The 23,622-nt window shown below is 69.0% G+C and carries 22 protein-coding genes; 5 read left to right on the forward strand and 17 right to left on the reverse strand.

Annotation, left to right across the window (positions count from 1 at the left end; all coding sequences use genetic code 11):
- Positions 1-120: 120 nt before the first annotated feature.
- The 6 genes from folE to dacB all read right to left on the reverse strand — a co-directional run bounded on the left by folE (position 121) and on the right by dacB (position 7,083).
- Positions 121-693, reverse strand: coding sequence for a GTP cyclohydrolase I FolE (gene folE, locus OG555_RS09595; RefSeq protein ID WP_328525799.1), 573 nt, complete (start codon positions 691-693; stop codon positions 121-123).
- Between the two features lie 61 nt (positions 694-754).
- Entirely contained in the window at positions 755-2,791 is a 2,037-nt protein-coding gene (gene ftsH, locus OG555_RS09600) for an ATP-dependent zinc metalloprotease FtsH (protein WP_329482457.1), read from the reverse strand.
- Between the two features lie 207 nt (positions 2,792-2,998).
- On the reverse strand, positions 2,999-3,550 hold the full coding sequence (gene hpt, locus OG555_RS09605; protein ID WP_328525797.1) for a hypoxanthine phosphoribosyltransferase: 552 nt from the start codon (positions 3,548-3,550) through the stop codon (positions 2,999-3,001).
- Between the two features lie 4 nt (positions 3,551-3,554).
- On the reverse strand, positions 3,555-4,619 hold the full coding sequence (tilS, locus tag OG555_RS09610; protein WP_329482458.1) for a tRNA lysidine(34) synthetase TilS: 1,065 nt from the start codon (positions 4,617-4,619) through the stop codon (positions 3,555-3,557).
- Complete coding sequence (locus tag OG555_RS09615) at positions 4,591-5,685, reverse strand: zinc-dependent metalloprotease (protein WP_329482459.1); 1,095 nt, start codon at positions 5,683-5,685, stop codon at positions 4,591-4,593. The genes tilS and OG555_RS09615 overlap by 29 nt, the downstream gene beginning before the upstream one ends.
- Before the next feature lie 39 nt (positions 5,686-5,724).
- On the reverse strand, positions 5,725-7,083 hold the full coding sequence (gene dacB, locus OG555_RS09620) for a D-alanyl-D-alanine carboxypeptidase/D-alanyl-D-alanine endopeptidase (protein WP_329482460.1): 1,359 nt from the start codon (positions 7,081-7,083) through the stop codon (positions 5,725-5,727).
- Positions 7,084-7,133: 50 nt separating this feature from the next.
- Here dacB and OG555_RS09625 point away from each other — a divergent pair, with 50 nt between their 5' ends.
- Entirely contained in the window at positions 7,134-7,622 is a 489-nt protein-coding gene (locus OG555_RS09625; protein WP_328525793.1) for an inorganic diphosphatase, read from the forward strand.
- Positions 7,623-7,677: 55 nt separating this feature from the next.
- Here the strand turns inward: OG555_RS09625 and OG555_RS09630 are convergent, their stop codons facing one another.
- A complete protein-coding gene (locus tag OG555_RS09630) occupies positions 7,678-8,109 on the reverse strand; it encodes a MarR family winged helix-turn-helix transcriptional regulator (RefSeq protein ID WP_329482461.1) in 432 nt (143 codons plus the stop codon).
- 86 nt (positions 8,110-8,195) lie between these two features.
- Here OG555_RS09630 and OG555_RS09635 point away from each other — a divergent pair, with 86 nt between their 5' ends.
- From OG555_RS09635 to OG555_RS09645, 3 genes are all read left to right on the forward strand, one after another.
- A complete protein-coding gene (locus OG555_RS09635) occupies positions 8,196-9,158 on the forward strand; it encodes a quinone oxidoreductase family protein (protein WP_329482462.1) in 963 nt (320 codons plus the stop codon).
- A gap of 121 nt (positions 9,159-9,279) precedes the next feature.
- Positions 9,280-10,170 (forward strand): LysR family transcriptional regulator, encoded by an 891-nt coding sequence (locus OG555_RS09640; protein WP_329482464.1) that lies wholly within the window; start codon positions 9,280-9,282, stop codon positions 10,168-10,170.
- A 48-nt stretch (positions 10,171-10,218) separates the two neighbouring features.
- Complete coding sequence (locus OG555_RS09645; protein WP_329482465.1) at positions 10,219-10,926, forward strand: SDR family oxidoreductase; 708 nt, start codon at positions 10,219-10,221, stop codon at positions 10,924-10,926.
- A gap of 92 nt (positions 10,927-11,018) precedes the next feature.
- Here OG555_RS09645 and OG555_RS09650 read toward each other — a convergent pair whose 3' ends face one another.
- The 6 genes from OG555_RS09650 to OG555_RS09675 all read right to left on the reverse strand — a co-directional run bounded on the left by OG555_RS09650 (position 11,019) and on the right by OG555_RS09675 (position 19,471).
- Entirely contained in the window at positions 11,019-13,397 is a 2,379-nt protein-coding gene (locus OG555_RS09650) for a heavy metal translocating P-type ATPase (protein ID WP_329482466.1), read from the reverse strand.
- A gap of 267 nt (positions 13,398-13,664) precedes the next feature.
- Positions 13,665-15,086 carry a C40 family peptidase gene (locus OG555_RS09655; RefSeq protein ID WP_329482467.1) on the reverse strand — a complete coding sequence of 474 codons (1,422 nt, stop codon included), beginning with the start codon at positions 15,084-15,086 and terminating at the stop codon, positions 13,665-13,667.
- Positions 15,087-15,317: 231 nt separating this feature from the next.
- Complete coding sequence (locus tag OG555_RS09660; protein WP_329482468.1) at positions 15,318-16,130, reverse strand: endonuclease/exonuclease/phosphatase family protein; 813 nt, start codon at positions 16,128-16,130, stop codon at positions 15,318-15,320.
- 63 nt (positions 16,131-16,193) lie between these two features.
- A complete protein-coding gene (locus OG555_RS09665) occupies positions 16,194-17,264 on the reverse strand; it encodes a WD40/YVTN/BNR-like repeat-containing protein (RefSeq protein ID WP_329482469.1) in 1,071 nt (356 codons plus the stop codon).
- Between the two features lie 21 nt (positions 17,265-17,285).
- A complete protein-coding gene (locus OG555_RS09670) occupies positions 17,286-18,560 on the reverse strand; it encodes an RICIN domain-containing protein (RefSeq protein WP_329482470.1) in 1,275 nt (424 codons plus the stop codon).
- A gap of 44 nt (positions 18,561-18,604) precedes the next feature.
- Positions 18,605-19,471: a helix-turn-helix transcriptional regulator gene (locus OG555_RS09675; protein WP_329482471.1), complete on the reverse strand. Its 867-nt coding sequence runs from the start codon at positions 19,469-19,471 to the stop codon at positions 18,605-18,607.
- A gap of 99 nt (positions 19,472-19,570) precedes the next feature.
- Between OG555_RS09675 and OG555_RS09680 the strand changes: the two genes are divergently transcribed.
- Positions 19,571-20,311 carry an SDR family oxidoreductase gene (locus OG555_RS09680; RefSeq protein ID WP_329482472.1) on the forward strand — a complete coding sequence of 247 codons (741 nt, stop codon included), beginning with the start codon at positions 19,571-19,573 and terminating at the stop codon, positions 20,309-20,311.
- Here OG555_RS09680 and OG555_RS09685 read toward each other — a convergent pair.
- From OG555_RS09685 to OG555_RS09700, 4 genes are read right to left on the reverse strand one after another with little or no spacing between them, the layout of a single operon-like run.
- On the reverse strand, positions 20,300-20,599 hold the full coding sequence (locus tag OG555_RS09685; RefSeq protein ID WP_329482473.1) for a thiamine-binding protein: 300 nt from the start codon (positions 20,597-20,599) through the stop codon (positions 20,300-20,302). The two genes, OG555_RS09680 and OG555_RS09685, sit on opposite strands and share 12 nt — an antisense overlap.
- A complete protein-coding gene (locus OG555_RS09690; RefSeq protein ID WP_329482474.1) occupies positions 20,596-22,179 on the reverse strand; it encodes an MDR family MFS transporter in 1,584 nt (527 codons plus the stop codon). Before OG555_RS09690 ends, OG555_RS09685 begins: the two co-directional genes overlap by 4 nt.
- A complete protein-coding gene (locus OG555_RS09695) occupies positions 22,176-22,565 on the reverse strand; it encodes an acyl-CoA-like ligand-binding transcription factor (RefSeq protein ID WP_329482475.1) in 390 nt (129 codons plus the stop codon). The genes OG555_RS09690 and OG555_RS09695 overlap by 4 nt, the downstream gene beginning before the upstream one ends.
- 34 nt (positions 22,566-22,599) lie before the next feature.
- Positions 22,600-23,595 carry an aldo/keto reductase gene (locus tag OG555_RS09700; protein ID WP_329482477.1) on the reverse strand — a complete coding sequence of 332 codons (996 nt, stop codon included), beginning with the start codon at positions 23,593-23,595 and terminating at the stop codon, positions 22,600-22,602.
- Positions 23,596-23,622: the final 27 nt, after the last annotated feature.

Raw genomic sequence — 23,622 nt, forward strand, 5'->3', positions numbered from 1 at the left:
CACCTGGTCCCCGTTGGCCTAGCGCCACTACGGAAAGTAAACGCTCAGCGACAGAATGTCTACAGGTATCGGCTTCCAAACTCCAACGAATCAAGGCTGCCCGAGGCTACGGAGGGTGTTTCAGCCGACGATCAGGCTCATCGCCTCGGCGCGGGTGACGGGGTTGCGGAGCTGGCCGCGGACGGCGGAGGTGATGGTCTTGGCGCCGGGTTTGCGGACGCCGCGCATGGTCATGCAGAGGTGTTCGCACTCGATCACCACGATCACCCCGCGCGGCTCGAGGAGCTCGACCAGGGACTCGGCGACCTGGGTGGTCAGCCGTTCCTGGACCTGCGGTCGTTTCGCGTACAGGTCGACTAGCCGGGCGAGCTTCGACAGCCCGGTGATCCGGCCGTCCCGGCTGGGGATGTAGCCGACGTGGGCGACCCCGGTGAACGGCACCAGGTGGTGCTCGCACAGGCTCCAGACCTCGATGTCCTTCACCAGCACCATCTCGTCGTGGCCGATGTCGAAGGTCGTCGTCAGCACGTCCTCGGCCCGCTGACCCAGTCCGCCGGTCATCTCGGCGTACGAGCGGGCCACTCGAGCCGGCGTGTCCAGTAGGCCCTCGCGATCCGGGTCCTCCCCGATCGCGATCAGCAGTTCGCGGACGGCCCGCTCCGCCCGTGCATGGTCGAACTTCGGCGACGTCATCTCGCCACTGTAGACAGAACAACGCCGCCACCCGATCCGGGTGGCGGCGCTGTGTGTCAGCTCAGTCGTTGGGAGACGGCGGGGTTGGGCCGCTGCCGTAGGTCGGCGGGCGGACGGCCTCGTCGGGGCCGACCGAACCGCCCGGCAGGACATCGGACAGCGAGCCGTTCTGCTCGGCGCGGGTCGGCATCGGCATCACCGGCGGCTGGTCCGACGGCACCCGGGTGGACGAACCGGTCCAGGCCGGCCGCCGCTCCCGCTTGACCACCGGCGCGAAGACCCGGGCGATCTCGTTCTTGTCCAGGGTCTCCTTCTCCAGCAGTTCCTCGACCAGGTGGTCCAGGACCGCGCGGTTCTCGACCAGGATGTCGAAGGCCTCCTGGTGCGCGTTCAGGATCAGCTTGCCGACCTCCTCGTCGACCGCGGCCGCGATCTCCTCGGAGTAGTTGCGCTGGCTGCCGAAGTCGCGGCCCAGGAACGGCTCACTGCCGTCCGAGCCGAACTTGATCGCGCCGAGCCGCTCGGTCATGCCGTACTGCGTGACCATCGCCCGGGCCAGCGCGCTCGCCTTCTCGATGTCGTTGCTGGCGCCGGTGGTCGGGTCGTGGAAGACCATCTCCTCGGCCGCACGGCCACCGAGCATGTAGGCCAGCTTGTCCAGCATCTCGGACCGGGTGGTCGAGTACTTGTCCTCGTCCGGCATCACCATCGTGTAGCCGAGCGCCCGGCCCCGCGGCAGGATCGTCACCTTCTGCACCGGGTCGGAGTGCGGCAGCGCGGCCGCCACCAGGGCGTGGCCGCCCTCGTGGTACGCCGTCAGCACCTTCTCCTTGTCCGACATCAGCCGGCTGCGGCGCTGCGGACCGGCGATGACCCGGTCGATCGCCTCGTCCAGCCCGCGGTTGTCGATCACCTGCAGGTTGTTCCGCGCGGTGAGCAGGGCAGCCTCGTTCAGCACGTTGGCCAGGTCGGCACCGGTGAAGCCCGGCGTACGACGGGCGACCGCCCGCAGGTCCACGTCCGGCGCCATCGGCTTGCCCCGCGCGTGCACCTTGAGGATCTGCTCGCGACCGGGCAGGTCCGGCGCGTCGACGGCGATCTGCCGGTCGAACCGGCCGGGCCGCAGCAGCGCCGGGTCGAGCACGTCGGGCCGGTTGGTGGCCGCGATCAGGATCACACCGCCGCGGATGTCGAAGCCGTCCATCTCGACCAGCAGCTGGTTCAGCGTCTGCTCGCGCTCGTCGTGACCACCGCCGAGGCCCGCACCACGGTGCCGGCCGACGGCGTCGATCTCGTCGATGAACACGATCGCCGGGGCGTTCGTCTTGGCCTGCTCGAACAGGTCGCGGACCCGGGAGGCACCGACACCGACGAACATCTCGACGAAGTCCGAACCGGAGATCGAGTAGAACGGCACGCCCGCCTCACCGGCGACCGCGCGGGCCAGCAGGGTCTTACCGGTACCGGGCTGGCCGTAGAGCAGGACGCCCTTCGGGATCTTCGCGCCGACCGCCTGGAACTTCCCCGGTTCCTGCAGGAACTCCTTGATCTCGCCGAGCTCCTCGATCGCCTCGTCACAGCCGGCCACGTCCGCGAACGTGGTCTTCGGAGTGTCCTTGGTGATCAGCTTGGCCTTGGACTTGGCGAAGCTCATCACCCGCGATCCGCCGCCCTGCATGGAGTTCATCAAGAAGATGAAGACGACCGCGATCAGCAGGAACGGGATCAGCGTGGAGAACACCTGGCCGATGAAGCTCGGCTTCGGGTTCTCGACGTTGTACCGCTCGATCTTGCCGCTCTGGAACAGTGACTGCAGGTCGGCCCCGAGGGTGTCGGCCTGACCGTCGACCCAGTTCGCCTTGATCTTGGTGCCGTCGGTCTTCTCGACCCGGATCTCCTGGTCGGGGTCGATCAGCGTCACCGACTTGATCGTCTTGTCGCTCGACGACTTGGCCTGCTGGATCAGCTGCACGACCTGGCCGGTCGGCTCGGACTTGTACCCGGTCGAGCCGGTCAGGAGCTGTCCGATCACCAGTACACCCAGGAAGGCGATGACGATCCAGAACAGGGGTCCGCGGAAGATGCGCTTCACGTCCATGATCGAGGCCTACGCCCCGTCCCTCCTAGCTCGGCAGGCCCGGGTATGCGGGCTTGAGACGGTAACACCAGTCCAAGTGTCTCGTGTCGCACAAGACAACACACCACGAGGGTCACCAAAGACGGTACGACCTGTTGTACAGGCCGTCACCAAGTCCGCCCCGAGGGACCAGTTTAGGACTTTCCCCGCCCCACCGCCCCGGCGTCGTCAGGAATAGACGTGCGGCGCGAGCGTCGCCACGCTGCGCAGGTTCCGGTATTTCTCCGCGTAGTCGAGCCCGTACCCGACCACGAACTCGTCCGGCAGCTCCAGCCCGACGTACTTGACCGGGACCCGCATCTTGGCCGCGCCCGGCTTCACGAACGCGGTGCACAGCTCCAGCGAGGCCGGCTTCCGTGACTCCAGGTTGCTGACCAGCCAGCTCAGCGTCAGCCCGGTGTCGATGATGTCCTCGACGATCAGCACGTGCCGGTTGGTGATGTCGGTGTCCAGATCCTTCTGGATCCGGACCACACCGGACGACTTCGTCCCGGAGCCGTACGACGAGATGGCCATCCAGTCCATCTCCACGTGCCGGCTGAACGACCGGGCCAGGTCGGCCATCACCATCACCGCGCCCCGCAGGACGCCGACCATCAGGAGGTCCTTGCCCTCGTAGTCCTGCTCGATCCGCCCCGCCAGCTCCCGCAGCTTCGCCAGGATCTGGTCCTCGGTGTAATGGATCTTGGTCAGGTCCTTCTCGATGTCCGCCGCATCCACACGATCAGCCTGTCACACCCGGACCCAGGACGATGAACCCGCCCCGGCGGATCGCGCGGACCCCTTGCGGGAGATCGATCCATCGCTGTCCGCGCCAGTCCGTCACGAGTGCGTCGACGGCCGCGATGTGCCCGGCGGTGAGGTCGGTGGCCCGGCAACCGGCTTCGAGGGCCGCCTGCCGCAGCGCCCTGGTCCGCAGCGCGGCGGGCTCGTCCGCCAGCATCCCGACGTCGCACTGCACCTGATCGTCAGTACGCCGGACCGCCGTCTCCGCCAGGTCCGCGGCGAGCATGTCGAGTGCATCCGCATCCGCCCGAAGGAGTCCCGCCGTACGAGCCAGTGCCTCGAGCACTCCAGGCCCGAGCGCCTCCTCCAGCACCGGAAGCACCTCGTGGCGGACTCTGACCCGGGTGTACTGCGGATCGTCGTTGTGCGGGTCGTGCCACGGCCGGAGTCCGGACGCGATACACGCGGCCGCCGTGGTGGCGCGTGGGAGCTCGAGGAACGGCCGCCGGAGCAGTCCGGCCACCGGAGCCATCCCGGCCAGCGAACGCGCACCCGACCCTCTGGCCAGCCCCAGCAGCACGGTCTCAGCCTGATCGTCGCGAGTATGCGCCAGCAGTACGACGTCCGCCCCGAACTCGTCGGCCGCGTCGCGGAGGGCGTCGTACCGGGCCGACCGGGCCGCCGCCTCCGGGCCACCCTCGCTGCCCACCTCTACCGGGCGCACCAGGACCGGGTCGAGTCCGAGCCCCCGGCACTGCTCGGCGGCCGTCTCGGCGACATGGGCGGAGTCCGCCTGGAGACCGTGGTCGACGATGACTGCACCGGCGCGGAGCTTGAGCTTGGGCGCCTCGAAGGCGGTCGCCGCGGCCAGGGCGAGCGAGTCCGTGCCACCCGAGCACGCCACCAGGACCGTCGTACTGTGCGGCAGCTCGGACAGCATGGTCCGGACCGCCTCCCGGGTCCGCGCCACCGCGGGGTGCAGCTTCCCTCTCCGGTGCTCGACGAGCTCCTCGGCCGTGGACCGGCCCGGCGGCTCAGCCGTGGAGCCGGGCGACCCAGGCATCGGGGTTCGCGATCTCGTTCTTGGTCGGCAGCGTGTTGGGACCGGTCCACACCCGGTTGAACCCGTCCATGCCGACCTGTTCGACCACTCGGCGGACGAACGCGGCACCGTCCTTGTACTGCCGCAGCTTGGCGTCCAGTCCGAGCAGCCGCTTCAGCAGCTGGTCCACCGGGTTGCCACTCTGGCGGCGCGACGTGAACTTGGACCGGATGGTCTCCACGGTCGGGATCACCGACGGCCCGACCCCGTCCATCACGAAGTCCGCGTGGCCCTCGAGCAGCGACATCACCGCGGTCAGCCGATCCAGCACCGCCCGCTGCTCCGGCGACTGCATCAGATCCACCAGGCTCAGCTCGGTCTCACCCCGCATCGACCGGCCCAGCCGCTGCACAGCCTCCCGGAACATCGCCGCGTACGCCGATGCGTCCAGCTCGGCCTGGTCCAGGAACAGAGCGATCTCGGACCGCAGGTGATCCCGCAGCCACGGGACCGCGGTGAACTGCACCCGGTGCGTCTCCTCGTGCAGGCACACCCACAGCCGGAAGTCCCGCGGTACGACGCCCAGCTCGGACTCCACGTGCATCACGTTGGGCGCCACCAGCAGGAGCCGGCCGGTCAGATCGGGCCGCTCCGGGTCCGGCTCGGCCGGGAAGAACGGGTCGAACTGGCCAAGAACTCTAGAAGAGAGGAAGGCGAGCAGTGCGCCGGCCTCGATGGCCGTCACCCGGGAGCCGACCGCCGAGGACAGCCCGCCGGTCCGCTCCGCCTTCTCCCGCAGCTTGTCGGCCAGCGGCTGCAGCACGGTCCGGAAGCCGTCCGCGTTCGCCTGCACCCAGCCGGGCCGGTCCACGATCACGACCGGCGCGGTGGCCGACGTGGCCTGCAGTCCCGTGAACTCCCGGACGTGGTGCTCGGAGTCGGCCGCGAACTGACGCAACTCGGCCACTACCTGGTCCGCCTCCGCGCGGCTGACCGCCGGTCCGGGGCGCAGCAGCTTGCGCGCCACTCCGGTCGCCAGCTGCCAGTCGACCATCTCGGCCGTGGTCCCGCCTTCCGCCGTACTCATGTTCCGACCCTAGTCGTATGTCCCAAGACGCGCTTCCGATCAGACAGCGCAGCCGCAGTTGGCGAGGGCTGCGGCGGCCCGGTCGAGGGCGGCGCGGGCGTTGAGGGTCTGCGGGACCGCGACGCTGTCCGTGGCGATCGCGAACACCAGAAGCGTGCCCGTGCGGTCACGGGCCAGCCCGGCCAGGCTGTGCACGTTGGTGAGGGTTCCGGTCTTCGCATGGACCAGTCCGGTGCCGGTGCTCGTACCGGGCGCGACGAAGCGGTCTTCGAGGCTGCCGCTGAAGCCTGCGACGGGCAGACCGGTCAGCAGGTGCCGCAGCTCCGGGTGGTCCTCCGACGCCGCCACCCGGACCGCGCCGGCCAGAAGCTCGAGCGGCACCTTGTTGGCCCGCGTCAGGCCGCTGCCGTCGAAGATCCGCGCTTTGCTGACGTCCAGCCCGAGCTTGGTGAGCGTCTCCCGGACTCCCTTGACGCCACCGACGTACGAACCGCCGTTCTTGGTCGCCAGGCCGACCTGGCGCAGCAGCACCTCGGCCCCGTCGTTGTCGCTGTGCAGGTTGATGTACTCGACGATCTGGCCCAGCGTCGGCGACGCCACCTGCGCGAGGGGCTTCGCCGCGGCCGGAGCGACCGCGGCGCGGACAGCCGGCGCCACGGTGATCCCGTAACCGGTCAGGAGCCTCGCGAACGCGGCTGCGGCCGCCTGTGCCGGAGCGTCCGACCGCTTGGCCATGCCCGGAGAGAGCCGGCCCTCGTTCACCCACAGCGCCGAGGTGCGGGCCGCGATGCCTTCAGGCAGGTAGTTCGGCTCCCAGTTCGCGTTGGCAGCCGGACCGGTGAAGAGCGAGGCGTCATAGCCGAGAGTGACGCGCGTGACGCCTTGCGCCTTCAGTGCCTTGGCCGTACTCGCGGCCAGCGTCTGCAGGGTGGCACGGGCCGGGAAGTCGGAGCTCGCAGCGGGCTTCGTGGCGAGCAACGGGTCACCACCGCCGACCAGGACGATCGAACCATTGGCCGCGCTTACCACCTTCGTGGTGAAGGTGTGATCGGCTCCGAGGGTCTCCAGCGCCGAGACCGTCGTCAGCAGCTTCAGCGTGGACGCCGGGGTGAACGGAGTCGCCGTACCGGCGGAGAACACCGCTTGGCCGCGTGAGGCGTCGTACACGTAGATGCCCCGGTGCTTGCCGAGCGACGGGTCCTTGAGGATCGCGGCGAGCGCCTTCTGGACGCCGGCCGCCGTCGGTGCGACGCCCTCGCCCTTGGCCGGCGCCAGTACGACGGGAGCCTGCTGGGCGGACTGCACTGATCCGGGTACGGCGCGTGCACCGCTCACCAGGCCCACACAAAGGGCCGTGGCGAGCAGCGTGACGAACACCGCACGGGGAGGACGAGCCACCGGGCTGCTCCTGTCAGTCGGTCGGTCGGAACCGTGACAGTATCTGCCGTATGGAGTTCGACGTCTTCATCGAGATCCCCAAGGGCACTCGCAACAAGTACGAGCTGGACCACAAGACGAACCGGCTGCGCCTGGACCGCACCCTGTTCACGGCCACTCAGTACCCGTCCGACTACGGCTTCATCGAGGACACCCTGGGCCAGGACGGCGACCCGCTGGACGCGCTGGTGCTGCTGCCCGAGCCGACGTTCCCAGGCTGCCTGATCCGGGCCCGCGCCATCGGCATGTTCCGGATGACCGACGAGAAGGGGCCGGACGACAAGGTTCTCTGCGTCCCGGCCGGCGACCCGCGCCAGGAGCACCTGCGCGACATCCACCACGTGCCCGAGTTCGACCGGCTCGAGATCCAGCACTTCTTCGAGGTCTACAAGGACCTCGAGCCCGGCAAGTCCGTCGAAGGCGCCACCTGGGTGGGCCGCGCCGACGCCGAGGCCGAGATCACCGCCTCCTTCGCCCGCCTGAAGACCGAAGGCCACTGAACCGAAGGCCACTGAGCAGCCACGCCGCCGGCCCGCACTCGCGGCGCCGGCGGATTCACTCCGCGGTCAGCCGGCCCAGCAACTCCAGCAGAGTCTTTCGTTCACTCGCACTCAGCGGCTCGAGCAGCTCCGCCTCCGCCGCATAGATCAACTGGTCCATCGCGACCAACTGCTTCTTCCCCGTCGCCGTGATCGCGACGATCTTCCGCCGGCGGTCGGCCGGGTCGACCCGGCGTACGACGTAATCCAGCGCCTCCAGCTCGTCGAGCACGGTGACCAGGTCGCTGCGGTCCAGCACGATCCGGTCGGCCAGCGTCGCCTGGACGGCTTCGCCGTCGTCGGCCAGGCTCGCCAGTACGTGGTAGTGCAGCGTCCGCACACCGGCGTCCGTCATGTGCTGCCGGACCAGCCGCTGCGACTGCTGACTCGCCCGCCCCAGCGCCCACAGCACCCGGTCGGCCAGACGATGCGTCGGCGCCTTCTTCACCCAGCCACTCTATTGGCATCGGCCCTCCCTTGGCGTTATCGTGGGAATCTCCCATTATTTATAACTCCCACGATTTGGAGCAGCCCATGCGCGCAGTGCGCTTCCACCGGCACGGCAGCCCCGACGTCCTGCAGGTCGACGAGGTCGCCGTCCCCGAACCCGCGGCCGGCCAGGTCCTGATCGAGGTCGAGGCGATCGGCGCCAACGCCATCGACACCGTTCTCCGGGCCGGCGGCTCCCCCTGGGACCGCCCGCTGCCGGGCACCCTCACCGGCGACGTGGTCGGCCGGATCGCCAAGCTCGGCCCAGACACGCCACCCGGCGTCGCGGTCGGCCAACGGGTCGCCGCCCTGTCCGAGGACGCCTTCGCCGACTTCGCCGTCGCCGACGGAGCCTTCCTCGCCCCGATCCCCGCCGACGCCGACGCGGGCGAGGCCACGATGATGTCGATGACCGCGCCGCTCGCCCTCCGCCTCCTCGAGGCCGGCCGGATCCCCGCCGGCGGCACCGTGCTGATCCAGTCCGCGGCCGGCACCGTCGGCCACCTGGCCGTCCAACTGGCCCGATTCTTCGACCCGAAGACGATCATCGGTACGGCGTCGTCGGCCAAGCGGCTCGACTTCATCCGGGAACTCGGCGCCGAGGCCGTCGACCTGACCGACCCGGACTGGCCGGCCAAGGTCCGCGAGATCGCACCCGACGGCGTCGACACAGCCCTCGACGCGGTCGGCGGCACCGTGTTCGACCAGGGCTTCGACCTCGTCAAGCCACTCGGCACGATGGTCACGTACGGCGCCATCACGACCGAGCTCCCGATGATCCCCGGCCTCGGCCTCTTCGGCCGATCCGTCACGGGTGTCTCGATGATGGGCTGGCGCCAGGCCCGCCCGGACGAGGCCCGTGCCGACATCGCCGAGGTCACCCGCCGCTGGCAGTCCGGCGACCTGCGCCCGGTCGTCCACGCCACGTATCCGTTGACCGACGTCGTCCGCATCCACGAAACCCTCGACGCCCGCACCAACCTCGGACGCCTCATCGCCACCACCTGACCCACCCACCACCCCTGACCGGGCAACCTTGTGCACGGATCAACCGTCGGCGGGCGCTCTCGATGGTTGATCGGTGCACAAGGTCGAGGGCGAGGGAGATGAGAGCGGATAAGGTCGCCTGGTGGAGCTGCGGCAGATGCGGTACTTCGTGGGTGTCGCGGAAGAACTGCATTTCGGCCGGGCCGCCGAGCGGCTGTACATCTCCACTCCGACGCTGAGCCAGCAGATCAAACAACTCGAACGCGAGGTCGGCACCACCCTGCTGATCCGGCACAGCCGTGGCGTCGAGCTCACCCCGGCCGGGCAGGTCTTCCTGGCCCGGGCCCGGGAGACGATCCAGGCGGCCGGCCTGGCGCTGAAGGACACGCGCCGGGCGGCCGGCCTGGACGAACCGGTGCTGCGGCTCGGCCTGCTCAACGGCATCCCGGGATGGCTGCCCGCCGCCCTCGAACAGCTCGCCACCGAACGCTTCCCGAACAGCACCGTGACCCTGGCGGCCGGCACCACCACCGGCCAGCTCCGGATGCTCACCGCCGGCGAGATCGACCTCGGCCTGGTCCGGACCCCGCTGACGTTGCCGCCGGCAATCACTTCGGAGCACCTGGCCGCCGAGGAGCTCGGCGTACTGCTGGCCGCGACCCATCCACTGGCGGCGAGCAGCGTGCTCACCCTCGACGATCTGACCGGGCACGAGCTGATCTGGATCCCGCGTGCCGCGGCACCGGAGTTCTACGACGATGCGCTCAGCCGCCTCGGTGACGGGATCCGGCTCAGCGACATCAGCATGAGCCACTCCCAGCTCCGCTCCGCCCTGCTCGTCCGCCGCTCCGCGATCAGCCTCGGCTCCCGCCGCGCCGCAACCCCCGACATCGTCTGGCGCCCCTTGAAGGGACGCCCGCTGATCGCCAGGTACGCCGCCGTCTGGCGCACCGACTCGCACAACCCGGTCCTCCAGGCGCTGACCGTTAGCCCAGGCCTAACCGGCGTTAGGCAACAGGACGTGGTGGACTGAGTCCCACGGTGGTTGGCTCGAAACGTCAACCACCAAAGGGAGTTCTCAGTGCAAGAACACGTAGTGATCGTCGGCGGCAGTTCCGGCATGGGTCGCGCACTCGCCGCCGAACTCGTTGCCCAGGGCAGCGAAGTGACGATCGCCGGCCGCTCCGCCGGCAAGCTCGACACGGTCGGCCGCGAGCTCGGCGTGCGGACCGTGGCCATGGACATCGGGGTCGAGCGCGACATCGAGCGGTTGTTCGCGACCACCGGCAAGGTCAGTCACATCGTCACCACCGCCGCCGACGTCGGCGGCGCTTACCAGCCGATCAGCGAGTACGACGTGAACGCGGCGCGATCCGCGGTCGACTCCAAGCTCCTCGGCCCGTTGCTGCTCGCCAAGCACGGTGCGTCGATGCTCGAACCCGGTGGCTCGATCGTGTTCACGTCCGGGATCGCGGCGTACCGGCCGGGGCCGCGGGCATCGTTGCTCGCGGCACTCAACGGCGCACTCGCGTCACTCGCCGCGGCGCTCGCGATCGAGCTCGCACCGCTCCGGGTCAACGTGGTCTCGCCGGGCTGGGTGGACACTCCGATCTGGCAGCACGTCGCCGGCGACGCGACCGCGGACACGCTGGCCGCGATGGCCGCGCGCCTCCCGGTCGGCCGGATCGGCCGGACCAAGGACATTGCGGACGCGATCATCGCCCTGCTGCGCAATGGTTTCATCACAGGCACCGTCCTGCACGCCGACGGCGGACACCGGCTGATCTAGAAGGGGCCCCCGGCAACAGACTGCTGCCGGGTGCACGTTCTGATCATGGTTGACGGTGACCCGCGGGTAGGCAGTTCGGTCCGGTCGATCTGTCATCGGTTGTGCCTTCGGGTTGCCGTCAGGCGCCGGCGACCCCTCCGCAAGCCTGGCGTCTTGTGGTCGCTGTCTGGCTCGCCGGACAACTCCGCGGCTGGGATGAGGCTGAACGCGCCCTCGGTCTCCATGGCGTTGTGCAACCGGAGCACGGCGTACAGACCGTACAGCAGGCGACGGAGCTCGATGACGTCCTCAGGCCTGACGTCGGCGTGCAGGTCCCCGAGGAGCCGGCGCAACCGACCGATCTGATGCTCGATCTCGGCGTGGGTGCGGCTCAGGCCCGCGGTTGCCGCTGTGGTGCCGAGAGCGCGGGCGACGAGCGGTACGAGTACCTCCTCGTCGGCACGCTCGTGCGGCAGCAGTTCGGCCTCGAGCCGTCCCATCAGCGCGCGAGTTGGCGCAAGGTCGCGGCTTTGCGTCGACAGCCCGTCGGCCACCGTACGGATCTGCTCGACCACGGCGAGGGTGGCGTCGTGCTGCACCTTCAGCCGGCGAGCATGAGCCAGATCGGACGCGTCCACGGTCACCGTGTGCACCTTTCCGGGCAGCACGGCCCGAAGCGCGATGCCGATGGCCAGGACGTCGATGCCCTCCTGGAGGACCGCGCCGACGGCGGGTGGCAGTTGCCCGGCGGCGGCCGCGGCCATCGCCGCCAGTGAGAGCCCCATGCCGACGACGACAGCTTGCAGCGCGATGCGCTTGGACCGTTGCGCGATCAGGATCGCATCGGCGAGCGCGTCGATCCGATCCACCGTCAACACGACGTCGGCTGCCTCGGACGATGCCGTCGCCCCGCGCGCCGCCAGCGCCACGCCCACATCGGCCGCGGCCAGGGCCGGTGCGTCATTCACGCCGTCGCCGACCATGATCGTGGCGGCGGACCGGCGCTCGACCTGGATCGCGGCAAGCTTCTCGGCCGGATCGCGGTCGGCCAGCACGGCGTCGACTCCGACGATCCGGCCGACGGTCTCCGCGATGTCCGCACGGTCACCGGTGACGAGCACGATGCGGGAGATACCGGCCGCACGCAGGGCCCGGACCATGCGTGGAGCGTCGGGCCGGATCGAATCCTCCAGCAGGAACGCTCCGGCGGGCGCGCCGTCCACAGCGGCGAAGACGGTCACAGAACCGTCCAGATCCGCGCGCCGGCGTACCTGCCGCACCCAGGCGGGCGGCTCACCCGGCACGATCCAGGATGCTTTGCCCAGCTGGACTTCGTGCGGGCCGACCCGTCCCCGCACACCGTAGCCGTGCTCTTCCACGACGTCCTCGGGCATCTGCAGACCAAGTCCCCGGTTCACGGCCGCGGTCACGATCGCGGTGGCGAGGACGTGCGGAGACACCTGGTCCAGAGAAGCGGCCAGCCGCAGCAGGTCGTCGGGACCGATCTGGCTGTTGGCTGTCACGACGTTCGCCACCGCCGGCCTCCCCGCTGTGAGGGTGCCGGTCTTGTCGAACAGCATCACGCGCCCGACGGCCAGGCGCTCCAATGCGCCGCCGCCCTTGACGACGACACCGCGGCGCGCCGCCTGGGACAGACCTGACATGAACGCGATCGGGGCCGCGAGCAGCAGCGGGCAGGGCGTCGCGACCACGAGCACCGCCACCGCACGGACGGGATCGGCGCTCGCCACCCACGCCCCGATCGCGAGGAGGAGCGTGAGCGGGACGAAGTACACCGCGAGCCGGTCGGCGGTCCGCACGAACGGCGCGGACCGGGCCTGAGCCTGCTCGACCAGGCGGACCAGTCCCGCATACGTGGACTCGGCCGACGTCGCGGTAGCCACGAGGTCCAACGGCGCACCCGCGTTCACCACGCCACTGCGCACCTCCTCGCCGGGCCCGCGTTCCACTGGGAGCGGCTCGCCGGTCATCGCCGCCTCGTCCAGGAGCGCCTCGGTCACGAGGCGGCCGTCCACAGGGACAACCTCGCCCGAGCCCACTAGCACCAGGTCGCCGCGCGTGATCTCGTCGACCGCGACGTCCACGACGCCGCTCCCGGTCCGGCGGTGCGCAGTACGCGGGGCCAGTTCCAGCAACAGGCTGAGTTCGCGCCGGGCACGGGCCGCCGCCCGCGCCTCCAGGAGTTGGCCGGAGGCCAGCATCACCGTGACCATCGCACCGGCGAACGGTTCGTCGATCGCCAGGGCGCCGGCCAGAGCCAGGACCGCGATGATGTCGACGGTGGGCTGACGACGCCGAACCGCACCGGCCGTCCAGACCACCGACGCCACGAGACCGGCCACGGTGCCTACGTCCCAGCACAGGGCGGCGACCGACGGGAGATCGATCAACCACGCGACGCCGCCACCGAGCAGCAGCAGGGTCGAGGCGACGAACAGAATCAACTGCCGCCGTTCATACACGCGCTTCACCTGTCCATCCTGCGGCCGGCGGCCTCGATTCCGCCTGGGCCGAAAGACCTCCGTTCGACGGCGCACGGCGGGTCCACGCCACGTGTGCTGGTAGTGGGGCCCACCGAGCACACGGTGGTGCACCGGACGCCGACCGATTGGGGGCATCACGATGAAGGCTTCACCCGGTGACCTTCTGATCGTCGTCTTCCCCGGGCCGGAGCTCGCGTAGTGAGAATCAGGCCCGCGTCGGAGACGAGTTTCGAAGTTGGACCGATCGGCTGACTGTCACGGCCGGCCGAAGAAGTTCGGCGGGATCCAGTAGAAGACGCTGTCGATCTGCACCGGTTTGCCGGTCCGGGGCGCGTGGATCATCTGCCCGTTGCCGAGGTACATCGCGACGTGGTGGATGGTCCCCGGGTCGTCCGGGTTCAGCGCCCAGAAGATCAGGTCGCCCGGCCGCAGCTCGTCCTCGTTGATGTGCCGGATCTGCTCGTACTGCGCCACGCTGTAGTGCGGCAGCTGGACACCGGCCCGCTCCCACGCGCCCATCATCAGACCGGAGCAGTCCCAGCGAGACGGGCCGGTGCCGCCCCACAGATACATGTCGCCGAGCTGGGACATCGCGAAGTCGATCGCCGCCTGCGCTCCCCGGCGCGTGCTGTGGCTGTTGCCGTTGTCGTTGCCGTTGTCGTTGCTGGGCCGGTCCGGCGTGTGCTGCTTCGGCGGCTTCTTGCCGTGGTTCCGCTTCGCCTGCTCGCGGGCCTCCTTCTCCTCCCGCGCCTGCTCGGCCTTCTCGCGCGCCTGCTCGGCCTTCTCCCGGGCCCGCTCGGCGGCCTCCCGGGCGGCGATCCGCCGCTTCAGCTCGGCGGCCTTCCGCGCGGCGAGTGCGGCGGCGCGTTGCCGCGCAAGCTCCTCGAGCCCCCGCTGCCGCTGGGCGGCCACCCGGACCGACGTGTTCTGCAGTACGGCGAGCTGCGCGATCGACTGCGTCCGCTGCACGCCCATCGCGGTCACCGCGGCGGCCTGGGCGGCCTCCGCGTCCCCGGCCGCCTGCTTCGCCTTGGCGGCCTCGTCGGTCGCCTGCTTCACCTTGACGACGGCCTGGTCGGCCTGCACCTTGAACAGGTTCGTGACCACCTGGGTCGCCGTGTACCGCAGGTAGGACCCCTGCATCGCGGTCGACACCGAGCGCGCCGCGCCGGCCGAGTCGAGCAGCTGCTGTGGACCGTCGGCGGTGAACAGCGGCGCGATCTTCGCCACGTCGCCACCACCCTGGTACGACGCCGCCGCGAACCGGCCGATCTGCTGCCGCTGGATGGCCAGGGTCTGCTGCGCCTTCGCCGCCCGGGCCGCCGCGGCGGCCGCCTCCGCCTTGGCCTGCTGCAGTTTGTACACCGCGCCGTTGTACGCCTCGTCCGCGATCCCGGACTGGATGCCGAGTTGCTCGAGCCGCGCGTTCGCCGCGGCGAGCTGCCGCTCGATCGCGGCCACCTGGCCGGCCTTCGAGGCGGCGGCCTGCTTGGCCCGCTCGACCGCGGCCTTGGACGGAATGACCGGCGGCTTCGGCTTGGCGGCCTCGGCCGGGACCGTTTGGATGGCCATCGAGCCGGCCAGGCAGATCGCGAGCACCCCGGAGAGCAGCGCCCTACCGGTCTTCCCAGTGCTCCCGACCCGCCCGCCGGACGTGGCCCTCGAGGGCGTCCGCATCGGAATCGTTCCTTCCGCCAGTCACGAACCCCTTCCCCAGGGTTCGTGAACTTTTGGTCCTCATGGACCACATACGTGACACTAGTTGCCCGCAGCCCCATTGGGAACACCATTCACACAAGTATCTTTGTTGCACCTGCGTGTCGGCTTGACAAACTACAAGCTTGTAATTCGCGACGGCATGACAACGGCGCCCATCCGGAGGCCGGATGGGCGCCGCGAAGTGGGCTGTCAGTGCAGAGTGAACGTGGCGACGACGGGCAGGTGGTCGGAGGCCGGCGTGACCGGGACCTCGGCGTTGACCGGGCTCAGCCCGGCGCTGTGCAACTGGAAGTCGATCCGTTTGGTCGGGTTCTCGGCCTCGATGGTGTAGCCCGGGCCGACACCGACCTCGGTCCAGGTGTCGTCGAGGACGGCGGTCAGGGTCTTGATCTCCGGCTTTTCCGGCGTCGCGTTCAGGTCACCCACGAGCAGCGTCGGGACCTTCGACGTACCGAGGAGCTCGACCACCTTCTGCGCCTGCTCCAGCCGCTCGGCGTTGTTGTTGCTGGTCAGGTGCGTGTTCGCGAACCGCAGGTCGGCGCCGCGGACCTTGATGCTCGCCACCGCGAGCCCACGCTGCTCCCCGGTCGGGTAGCGCGGCAGGAGGGTGTTGGTGAAGTCCTTGATCGGGTACTTCGACAGGATCGCCGTACCGTACTGGCGCCGCGGCTCGCCCGGATTCACCGGCGGGAGGTCGAGGTTGGCGGCGTACGCGTAGTGCATCTGGAGCCGCTCGGCGAACCAGGCCGGCTGGTCGACCCAGTTGCTCCGGACGTCCCAGTGCCGGTCGACCTCCTGCAGCCCGACCACATCCGCACCGGACTTCTCGATCAGTGCGGCGATCCGCTCGAGGTCGAGGACGCCGTCGATCCCAGCGCCGTGGTGGATGTTGTAGGTCATCACGGTCAGCGGCCGCGCCGGACGCCCAGCGTCGGGCCGAGCCGCGGCAACGGTTGGAATCACCATCAAGAACCCCACGAGGACCGTTAGCAATTTACGCATGCGTTCATCTTTCCGGAAAACCGGCGACACCCGCACTACCGCCGAGTGTCGCCGGCCTGAACGTCAGCGCACGAGTCGCGCGACGGCGCCCTTGGCACCCGAGGCCCAGCAGCCCGCTTGGGACCCGTGGCCGGCGCATTCGACGCTGTCGAAGCTGCCGTCGTAGAACTGCTTCCAGCTGCGCCCGCCGTCAAAGCTCACGTCACTCCCCGATGGTCCGACCGCGACCACGGTCGACGGCGACCAGGGCACGAAGTGCGACCCGCTGCGGTAGCCCTTCGGCGCCTTGTCCGCCGGGACCAGCTTCCAGGTGCGGCCGCCGTCGTACGTGACCGACGCGGCCTTCACGGCCTCGGTCGGCTTGAGGAAGTCGCCACCGACCGCGACCCCGAACAGTGGCCCGCGGAACGCGAGACTGAAGATCCCGGCCGCCTCACCACTGGCCATCGGCGAGTCGGCGACCGTCCAGTGCTTGCCTCCGTCAACGGTCCGGAACACCCGCGGACGGTCGCCGCCGCCGGACGCGAACCACGCCGTCCGGCCGGGTCCGGCGACCAGGCAGGTCCCACTCGCCGCGAACGCGAACTCCCCCGTCAGCGCGGCCGGCATGCCGACGTTCGACTGGACCTTCCACGACTTGCCGCCGTCCGAGGTCGCCGCGATCCGGAACTTCCCGTCCACCGGGTCGCTCAACGCCAGCCCGTGCTTGTGGTCGTTGAAGGCGAAGCAGTCGTAGAAGGCGTTCCCATCCGTGTTCCGGAACGTCTCCGTCCATGTCTTGCCGCCGTTGACGGTTCGGTAGATCCGGGAGTCCTCGCCGGTGCCGATCGACAGGACCAGCGCCCGCTGCGCGTCGAACGCCTCGACATCGCGGAACTGCAGTGCGCCGGCGCCGGGCGGGCTGACGTTCTGCCAGTGCTTCCCGCCGTCGACGGTCCGCAGCACCTGCCCTTCGGTCCCGCCCACCCAGGCGACGTCCTTGCTGACCGCCGACAACCCGCGGAACTGCGCCGTACTCCCGGTCGGCGTCTGCTTCCACTGGTACGACGGTCCGCCGCTCGCCTGGGCGGGGACGAGCTGGGACATCAACAGCAGACCTCCTGCCGCCACAGCGGCCACACGCAGGATTCTCATGCGCGTGAACCTAGTCCATGGTCAGGCAATCGTCAGCTGGAAAGACTGTGCCGCGGTGCCGTTGCAGGTGAGTTGGACGAGTTGGGTGCTGTCGGCGGTGGAGCCGTTGGGGACGGTCAGGCACTTGGTGCTGAGGCGGCTGACGAAGTGGAAGTACCCGCTGCCTTCGGAGACGGCCTGCCACTGCTGGTTGTTGCCGTTGCTGTAGGTCCACAATTGCAGGCCGGCGTTGTCGGCGGCCGACACTCCGGTCACGTCGATGACCTTGGTCGCGTCGTTGCGGTTGTTCACCCGGGTGAAGCCGCCGGACGTGGGCTGGAACTGGAACTGCTGTGCCTGCGTGGAGTTGCAGCTGTACTGCTGGATCACGGTCCCGTTGGCGGTCGCGGCCGCGCGGGCGTCGATGCACTTTCCGTTGGCCTTGTTGGCGATCGTGTACCAAGCGGTCGGCGACGGCTGATCCGCCGGCGGCGGCGTACCGGCGCCACCCAGCCACTTCAGCGCGTCCATCATGAACTGGTTCTGGGCCGGGCTGTCGAAGGTCGACGAGAGCCGGGTGTTGGTCTCGTAGTTCATCGCATTGTGGCCGAAGTTCGCGTAGATCATCTTGTAGTTCTTGTTGGTCCAGATGATCGGGTAGTAGCCGCTGTACCAGGTCTGGTTCGGATCGGTGCCGACCGGGAAGCTGGACGGGTCGATCGACGCCAGGATCTGGATGTCGGGGTTGTTCCGCAGGTCGTTCTGCCACCTGTACCACTCACTCACCGACGACTGGAACGTCGCGCCGGTGTTCACCAGCGCCGGGTGCGATCGGTTCTCCGCCTTCAGCGTGACCGCGGTCGGTCCCCAGGTGTTCGACTGGAACCGCCCGGTCCCGAGCAGCGTGTTGTTGAACCACGGCCAGCCACCACTCGCATCGTTGTACGCCGACACGTGGAAGCCGAAGAACGCGCCACCGTTGTCCATGTAGCGCTGGAACCCGGTGCGCTGCGCGTCGGTGTGCGGCGAGTCGTCGAGGAACATCACCACTTGGTACTGCGAAGCGGTCAGGTTGTTGAGCTGGTCCCAGTTGTTCGTGGCGGTGTAGGTGAACCCGTTCTGCGCCCCGAACTGTGGGAAGCGCTGGTTCGCCTCCTTCTCGAAGTCGATGTGGGCGGCGTCCCAGGTGCCGCTGTAGAACGCGAGCACGTTGAAGTTCGCCTGGACCTGAGCAGTCGCGGGCGTGACGGAGAGGGTGCTGACCAGCAGCACGAAGGCGAGCAGGAACGCAGGCAGGCGGAAGCGATCGGAAAGCATGGGGGCGGCCCTTTCCGGTGCGGAACATCATGAAACTTCAGGACTTAAATTAACTCCGGATCAAAGTCCTGTCCAGAGCTCATCGACTGACTGCCCAAGACACCGAGCAGCCGCAGTTTGTCGGCGCTCTCGCTGCCGGGTTCCGCGGTGAAGACCACGAGCGTCTGCTGCTGGTCCCGGTTGTCGATCACCTCGCAGTACAGATCGAGCTCGCCGACCACCGGATGCCGGAAGTGCTTGGTCCGGCTGTGTGCGACACCGATCTCGTGCGCGTCCCAGATCTCGGCGAACTCCGGACTCAGCTTCTGCAGCGCGCGGACGATCGTCGCGGCGTACGACTTCGGCCCGTCGACGGTGGCGACCGAGCGCAGCATCGAGACCAGCATCCGGCTGTGGGTGGACAGCTCGGGCTCGAGATAGAGCACCCGCGACTCCGGATGCGCGAACCAGCGGTAGACCTCGCTGCGCTCCAGCCCTTCGAAGTTGGTCAGCTCCCCCGCGAACGCGACGTGCGCCGGCGTCTGCGCGAGAGTCTCGCCGCACCGGTTGAGGAGCATCGCGGGCGTGTCCTGCAGCCGGTCGAGGATCCGCAGCATCCCGGGGTCGACGTGACACGCCCGCGTCGTACGCGGCGGCGTACCGTGCCCGGCGAGCACGAACAGGTGGTCCCGCTCCTCCAGCGTCAGCCGCAGCGCGCGGGCGATCGACGTCAGCATCTCCACCGACGGCTGCGGGCCCCGGCCGCCTTCCAGCCGGCTGTAGTAGTCCGTCGACATCGACGCGAGTACGGCGATCTCCTCGCGCCGGAGTCCCGGCGTACGACGGCGCCGGCCGCGCGGCAACCCGACATCCTCGGGCTGCAGGGCCTCGCGGCGTTTGCGGAGGAAATCGGACAGTTCGGCGTACTCCATACATCCAGTGTCGCGAACGGGCGGCTGTTATCCACTGCTTGCCGAGCAGAGGCTGGGCCGACCCTGGTTGCCGTCGGCATCCGATCGCAGCCTGGAGACATGAAAACGACTGGCAACACGATCTTCTTCACCGGCGGTACGTCGGGACTCGGTCTCGGTCTGGCCCGCCGGTTCCGCGATCTCGGCAACACCGTGATCATCAGCGGCCGGCGTCAGGACCTCCTGGACCGGATCGCCGCCGAGGACAGCATCGAGGGGGTCGCGCTCGACGTCGCCGACCCGGCCTCGATCGCCCGGGCCTTCGAGCAGGTGACCAGCGCCCACGACGTGAACGTGCTGATGACGATGGCCGGCATCATGCAGGTCGAGGATCTGCACGACCCGGCTCACCTCGCGACCAGCGAGGAGACGATCGGCATCAATCTGCTCGGCACGATCCGCACCATCACCGCGTTCACGCCGTACCTGCTGAAGCAGGCGGACCCCGCGATCCTCACGGTCTCGTCCGGGCTGGCGTTCGTACCGCTGGCGATGACGCCGACGTACAGCGCGACCAAGGCCGCGGTGCACAGCTACACGCAGAGCTTGCGCGCGCAACTCGCGAACACTCCGCTTCAGGTGATCGAGGTGGTCCCGCCCGCCGTCCGGACCGCATTGCTGAACCAGGAGGACGACGAGCGGGCGATGCCGCTGGACGAGTACCTCGACGAGACGATGGAACTGCTCCAGACGCACCCGGACGCCGACGAGATCCTGGTCGACCGGGTCCGGATCCTGCGTGACGCGGAACGTGAGAACCGCTACGACCAGGTGATCGGCATCCTCAACTCAGTCGGCTAGTTCCTGCTCGATACGTTCGACCTTGGCGGTGAGCTGGCCGGTGTAGCCGGGGCGGATGTCCGCCTTCAGTACGAGACTCACCCGCGGCGAGGCCGCGGCAACGGCGTCGACGGCCTGCTTGACCACGGCCATCACCTCGTCCCACTCACCCTCGATGTTGGTGAACATCGCGTTGGTCTCGTTCGGCAGACCGGAGGCGCGGACCACGCGAACGGCCTCGGCCACCGCCTGGCTCACACCTCCGGTCTCGTCGCCGCCGGAAGGGCTGATGCTGAATGCAACGATCATGCATCCAGGATGTCAGGTTCCTCCTGAGCGCGGCGCTCGGCTCCGCTGGTGGTGAGGAGGGGCTTCTCCTTGATCAAGAGGACGGCGACGAGCGCCAGCACCGCGAAGGGCACCGACATCGTGAACAGGTCCGCGGTCGCCGCGCCGTACGCGTTCTCGACAACGGCTCGGGCCTGCTCCGGTAGTTCGGCGACGTTCGGCACCGCGCCGCTGCCGCCGGACGAGGCGCCGCCCGGGTTCAGCGTCTCGGTGACCTTGTTCGCCAGGATCGCACCAAGCACACTGACGCCGATGGTGCCGCCCATGCTGCGGAAGAAACTCACCGCTGAGGTGGCCGCGCCCAGCTCTCGCGCCGGTACGTCGTTCTGCGCGGCGAGCACCAGGTTCTGCATCACCAGGCCGATGCCGACCCCGAGGACGATCATGAACGCCCACAGCATGTACTTCGAGGTGTGCGCGTCGATCGTGCCGAACAGCGCCAGCCCGATCGGTAGTAGCACGCTGCCGACGACCAGGTAGACCTTCCATTTGCCGTACTTCGTGATCAGCCCACCGGCGATCGTGGACGCGACCATCATGCCCAGGATCATCGGCAGGCTCATCAGCCCAGCCTTGGTCGGGGTATAGCCCTGCGCGATCTGGAAGTACTGCGCCAGGAACACGGAGCCACCGAACATCGCCACGCCGACCAGCGCGCTGGCGACGATGGCCAGCGTCACCGTGCGGTTGCGGAACAGGTCCATCGGGATGATCGGCTCGGGGTGCCGGCGCTCGACCAGTACGGCGGCCACCAGCGCCACGAGCGCCACCGCGACCAGCAGGAAGCTCCAGCCGGACACCCATTCGAACTTGTTACCGGCGAACGACGACCAGACCAGCAGTGTGCTCACCCCGGCAGTGATCAGGAACGCGCCCCACCAGTCGATCTTCACCTCCCGGCGCACGGTCGGCAGCTTCAGCGTGCGCTGCAGCAGCACGATCGCCGCGAGCACGAACGGCACGCCGACCAGGAAGCAGGCCCGCCAGCCGAGCGGCGAGTCGACCAGGAACCCGCCGAGCAACGGTCCACCGACCGTCGCCGAGGCGAAGATCGCGCCGAAGATCCCGGAGTACCGGCCGAGCTCGCGCGGCGGGATGATCGCCGCCATCACGATCTGCACCAGTGCGGTCAGTCCGCCGGCGCCGAGGCCCTGCAGAACCCGGCTGCCCAGCAGTACTTCGATGTTCGGAGCGAAGCCGGCGACCAGCGAGCCGATCACGAAGAAGCCCAGCGACAGCTGGACCAGCAGCTTGTTGTTGTAGAGGTCGGCGAGCTTGCCCCACAACGGCACCGTGGCCGTCATCGTGAGCAGTTCGAGGGTGACGACCCAGGTGTAGGAGGACTGACTCGCCCCCAGGTCGTGAATGATCCGCGGCAGCGCGGTCGACACCACGGTGCCGGCCAGGATCGCCACGAACATGCCCATCATTAGGCCGGAGATGGCCTGTACGGTCTGCCGCGGAGTCAGGACGGCGGCCGGGTCAGTGGCAGTGACCTCACCCGGCACCGACTCGGGCGTGGGCGAAGAGGTCGTTGTCATGAGTGACCTTTCTGGTTGCGGTGATCCGGCCCGAAGGCAGGATCGATGCCTTGAGCAAGTAAGTGGAAAGCCTCGTCGACGAGCTCACGGACGGACCGGTCCGGGGCGTTCTTGTGCAGTTCCATCGCCACCCGGCAGGCCGCGCCGGCGGCGCCGACGATCAGCGCCACCCGGACCGAACCATCCGGTTCGCCCATCCGGTCGGCCAGGGCGGCGGTCAGCTGCCGCTCGTCGTCGAAGCTGGACATCATCAGCTGATAGACCACGGTCGGCGACTGCATGATCAGCTCACCGCGCCGCGACAACTCGCCGTCGCTCTCGAGATCACGCAGTACGTCGCGGACGACGAACCACATCGTGGTTCGGGCAAGAAGAGGGCGCAGCACCCGGGGTGCTGCGCCCTGAGGCCGAGTGCTCCGGTCAGCTGGGGCGGCGGACGAACTGTGGGAGGCGCAGGATGTTGTGCGGATACGGCAGCGGACCGTCGCCCGCCTCGGTCAGCCGGCGCAACTGCTCGTCGTCGAGGCTCCATCCCGTCGCGCCGAGATTGTCGGCGAGCTGGTCCGGGGTCCGCGCCCCGATGATCGGCGCGGTCAGTCCCGGCCGTTGCATCACCCACCGCAGGGCGACCTGGGCGGGCGTCCGATCGACCTCGGCCGCGACCGCGCGGAGGGCGTCGAGCACCCGCCAGGTCCGATCGTTGTCGTGGCTGTCCCAGTCAGCCTGGCTGCTGCGACTGCCGGCCGGCGGGCCACCCGCGTCCTTGGTGTACTTGCCGGACAGCCAGCCGCCGGCCAGTGGGCTCCAGGCAATCACGCCGGCGCCCTCGTTCTGACACACCGGGATCAGGTCGAGCTCGGCGTCGCGGTCGAGCAGGTTGTAGAGCGGCTGCAGGCAGACGTACGGCTCCAGGCCGTGGTGACGGGAGAGGTCGATCGCCTTCTGCAGTTGCCACCCGGTCAGGTTGCTGGCACCGATGAAGCGGACCTTCCCGCTGGTGACCAGGGTGTCGAGCGTGGTCAGCGTCTCTTCGAGCGGAGTCGCGTCATCGAAGACGTGGATCTGGTACAGGTCGATGAAGTCGGTCTGCAGCCGCCGCAGGCTCGCGTCCACGCCGGCGAGGATGTGCTTGCGTCCGGCCCCGCGGACCGGGAGTCCGGGGCCGGCCTCGCCGTACACCTTGGTCGCGATCACCAGGTCGTCGCGGTTCCTGGTCTTCAGCCAGCTGCCGATGATCTCCTCGGAGACACCGGCGGAGTACGTGTCCGCGGTGTCGATCATGGTGCCGCCCGCGGCGACGAAATCATCCAGGATCTTGTGGGCGGTCGACTGGTCGGTCTCGCTGCCGAAGGTCATCGTGCCAAGGCACAGCTCACTGACTTCCAGCCCGGTCCGACCGAGAAAGCGCTTGTCCATTGCGTCAACCTACAACGCCGTCGACGC

The organism is Kribbella sp. NBC_01484 (assembly GCF_036227145.1).
Lineage (GTDB): Bacteria > Actinomycetota > Actinomycetes > Propionibacteriales > Kribbellaceae > Kribbella.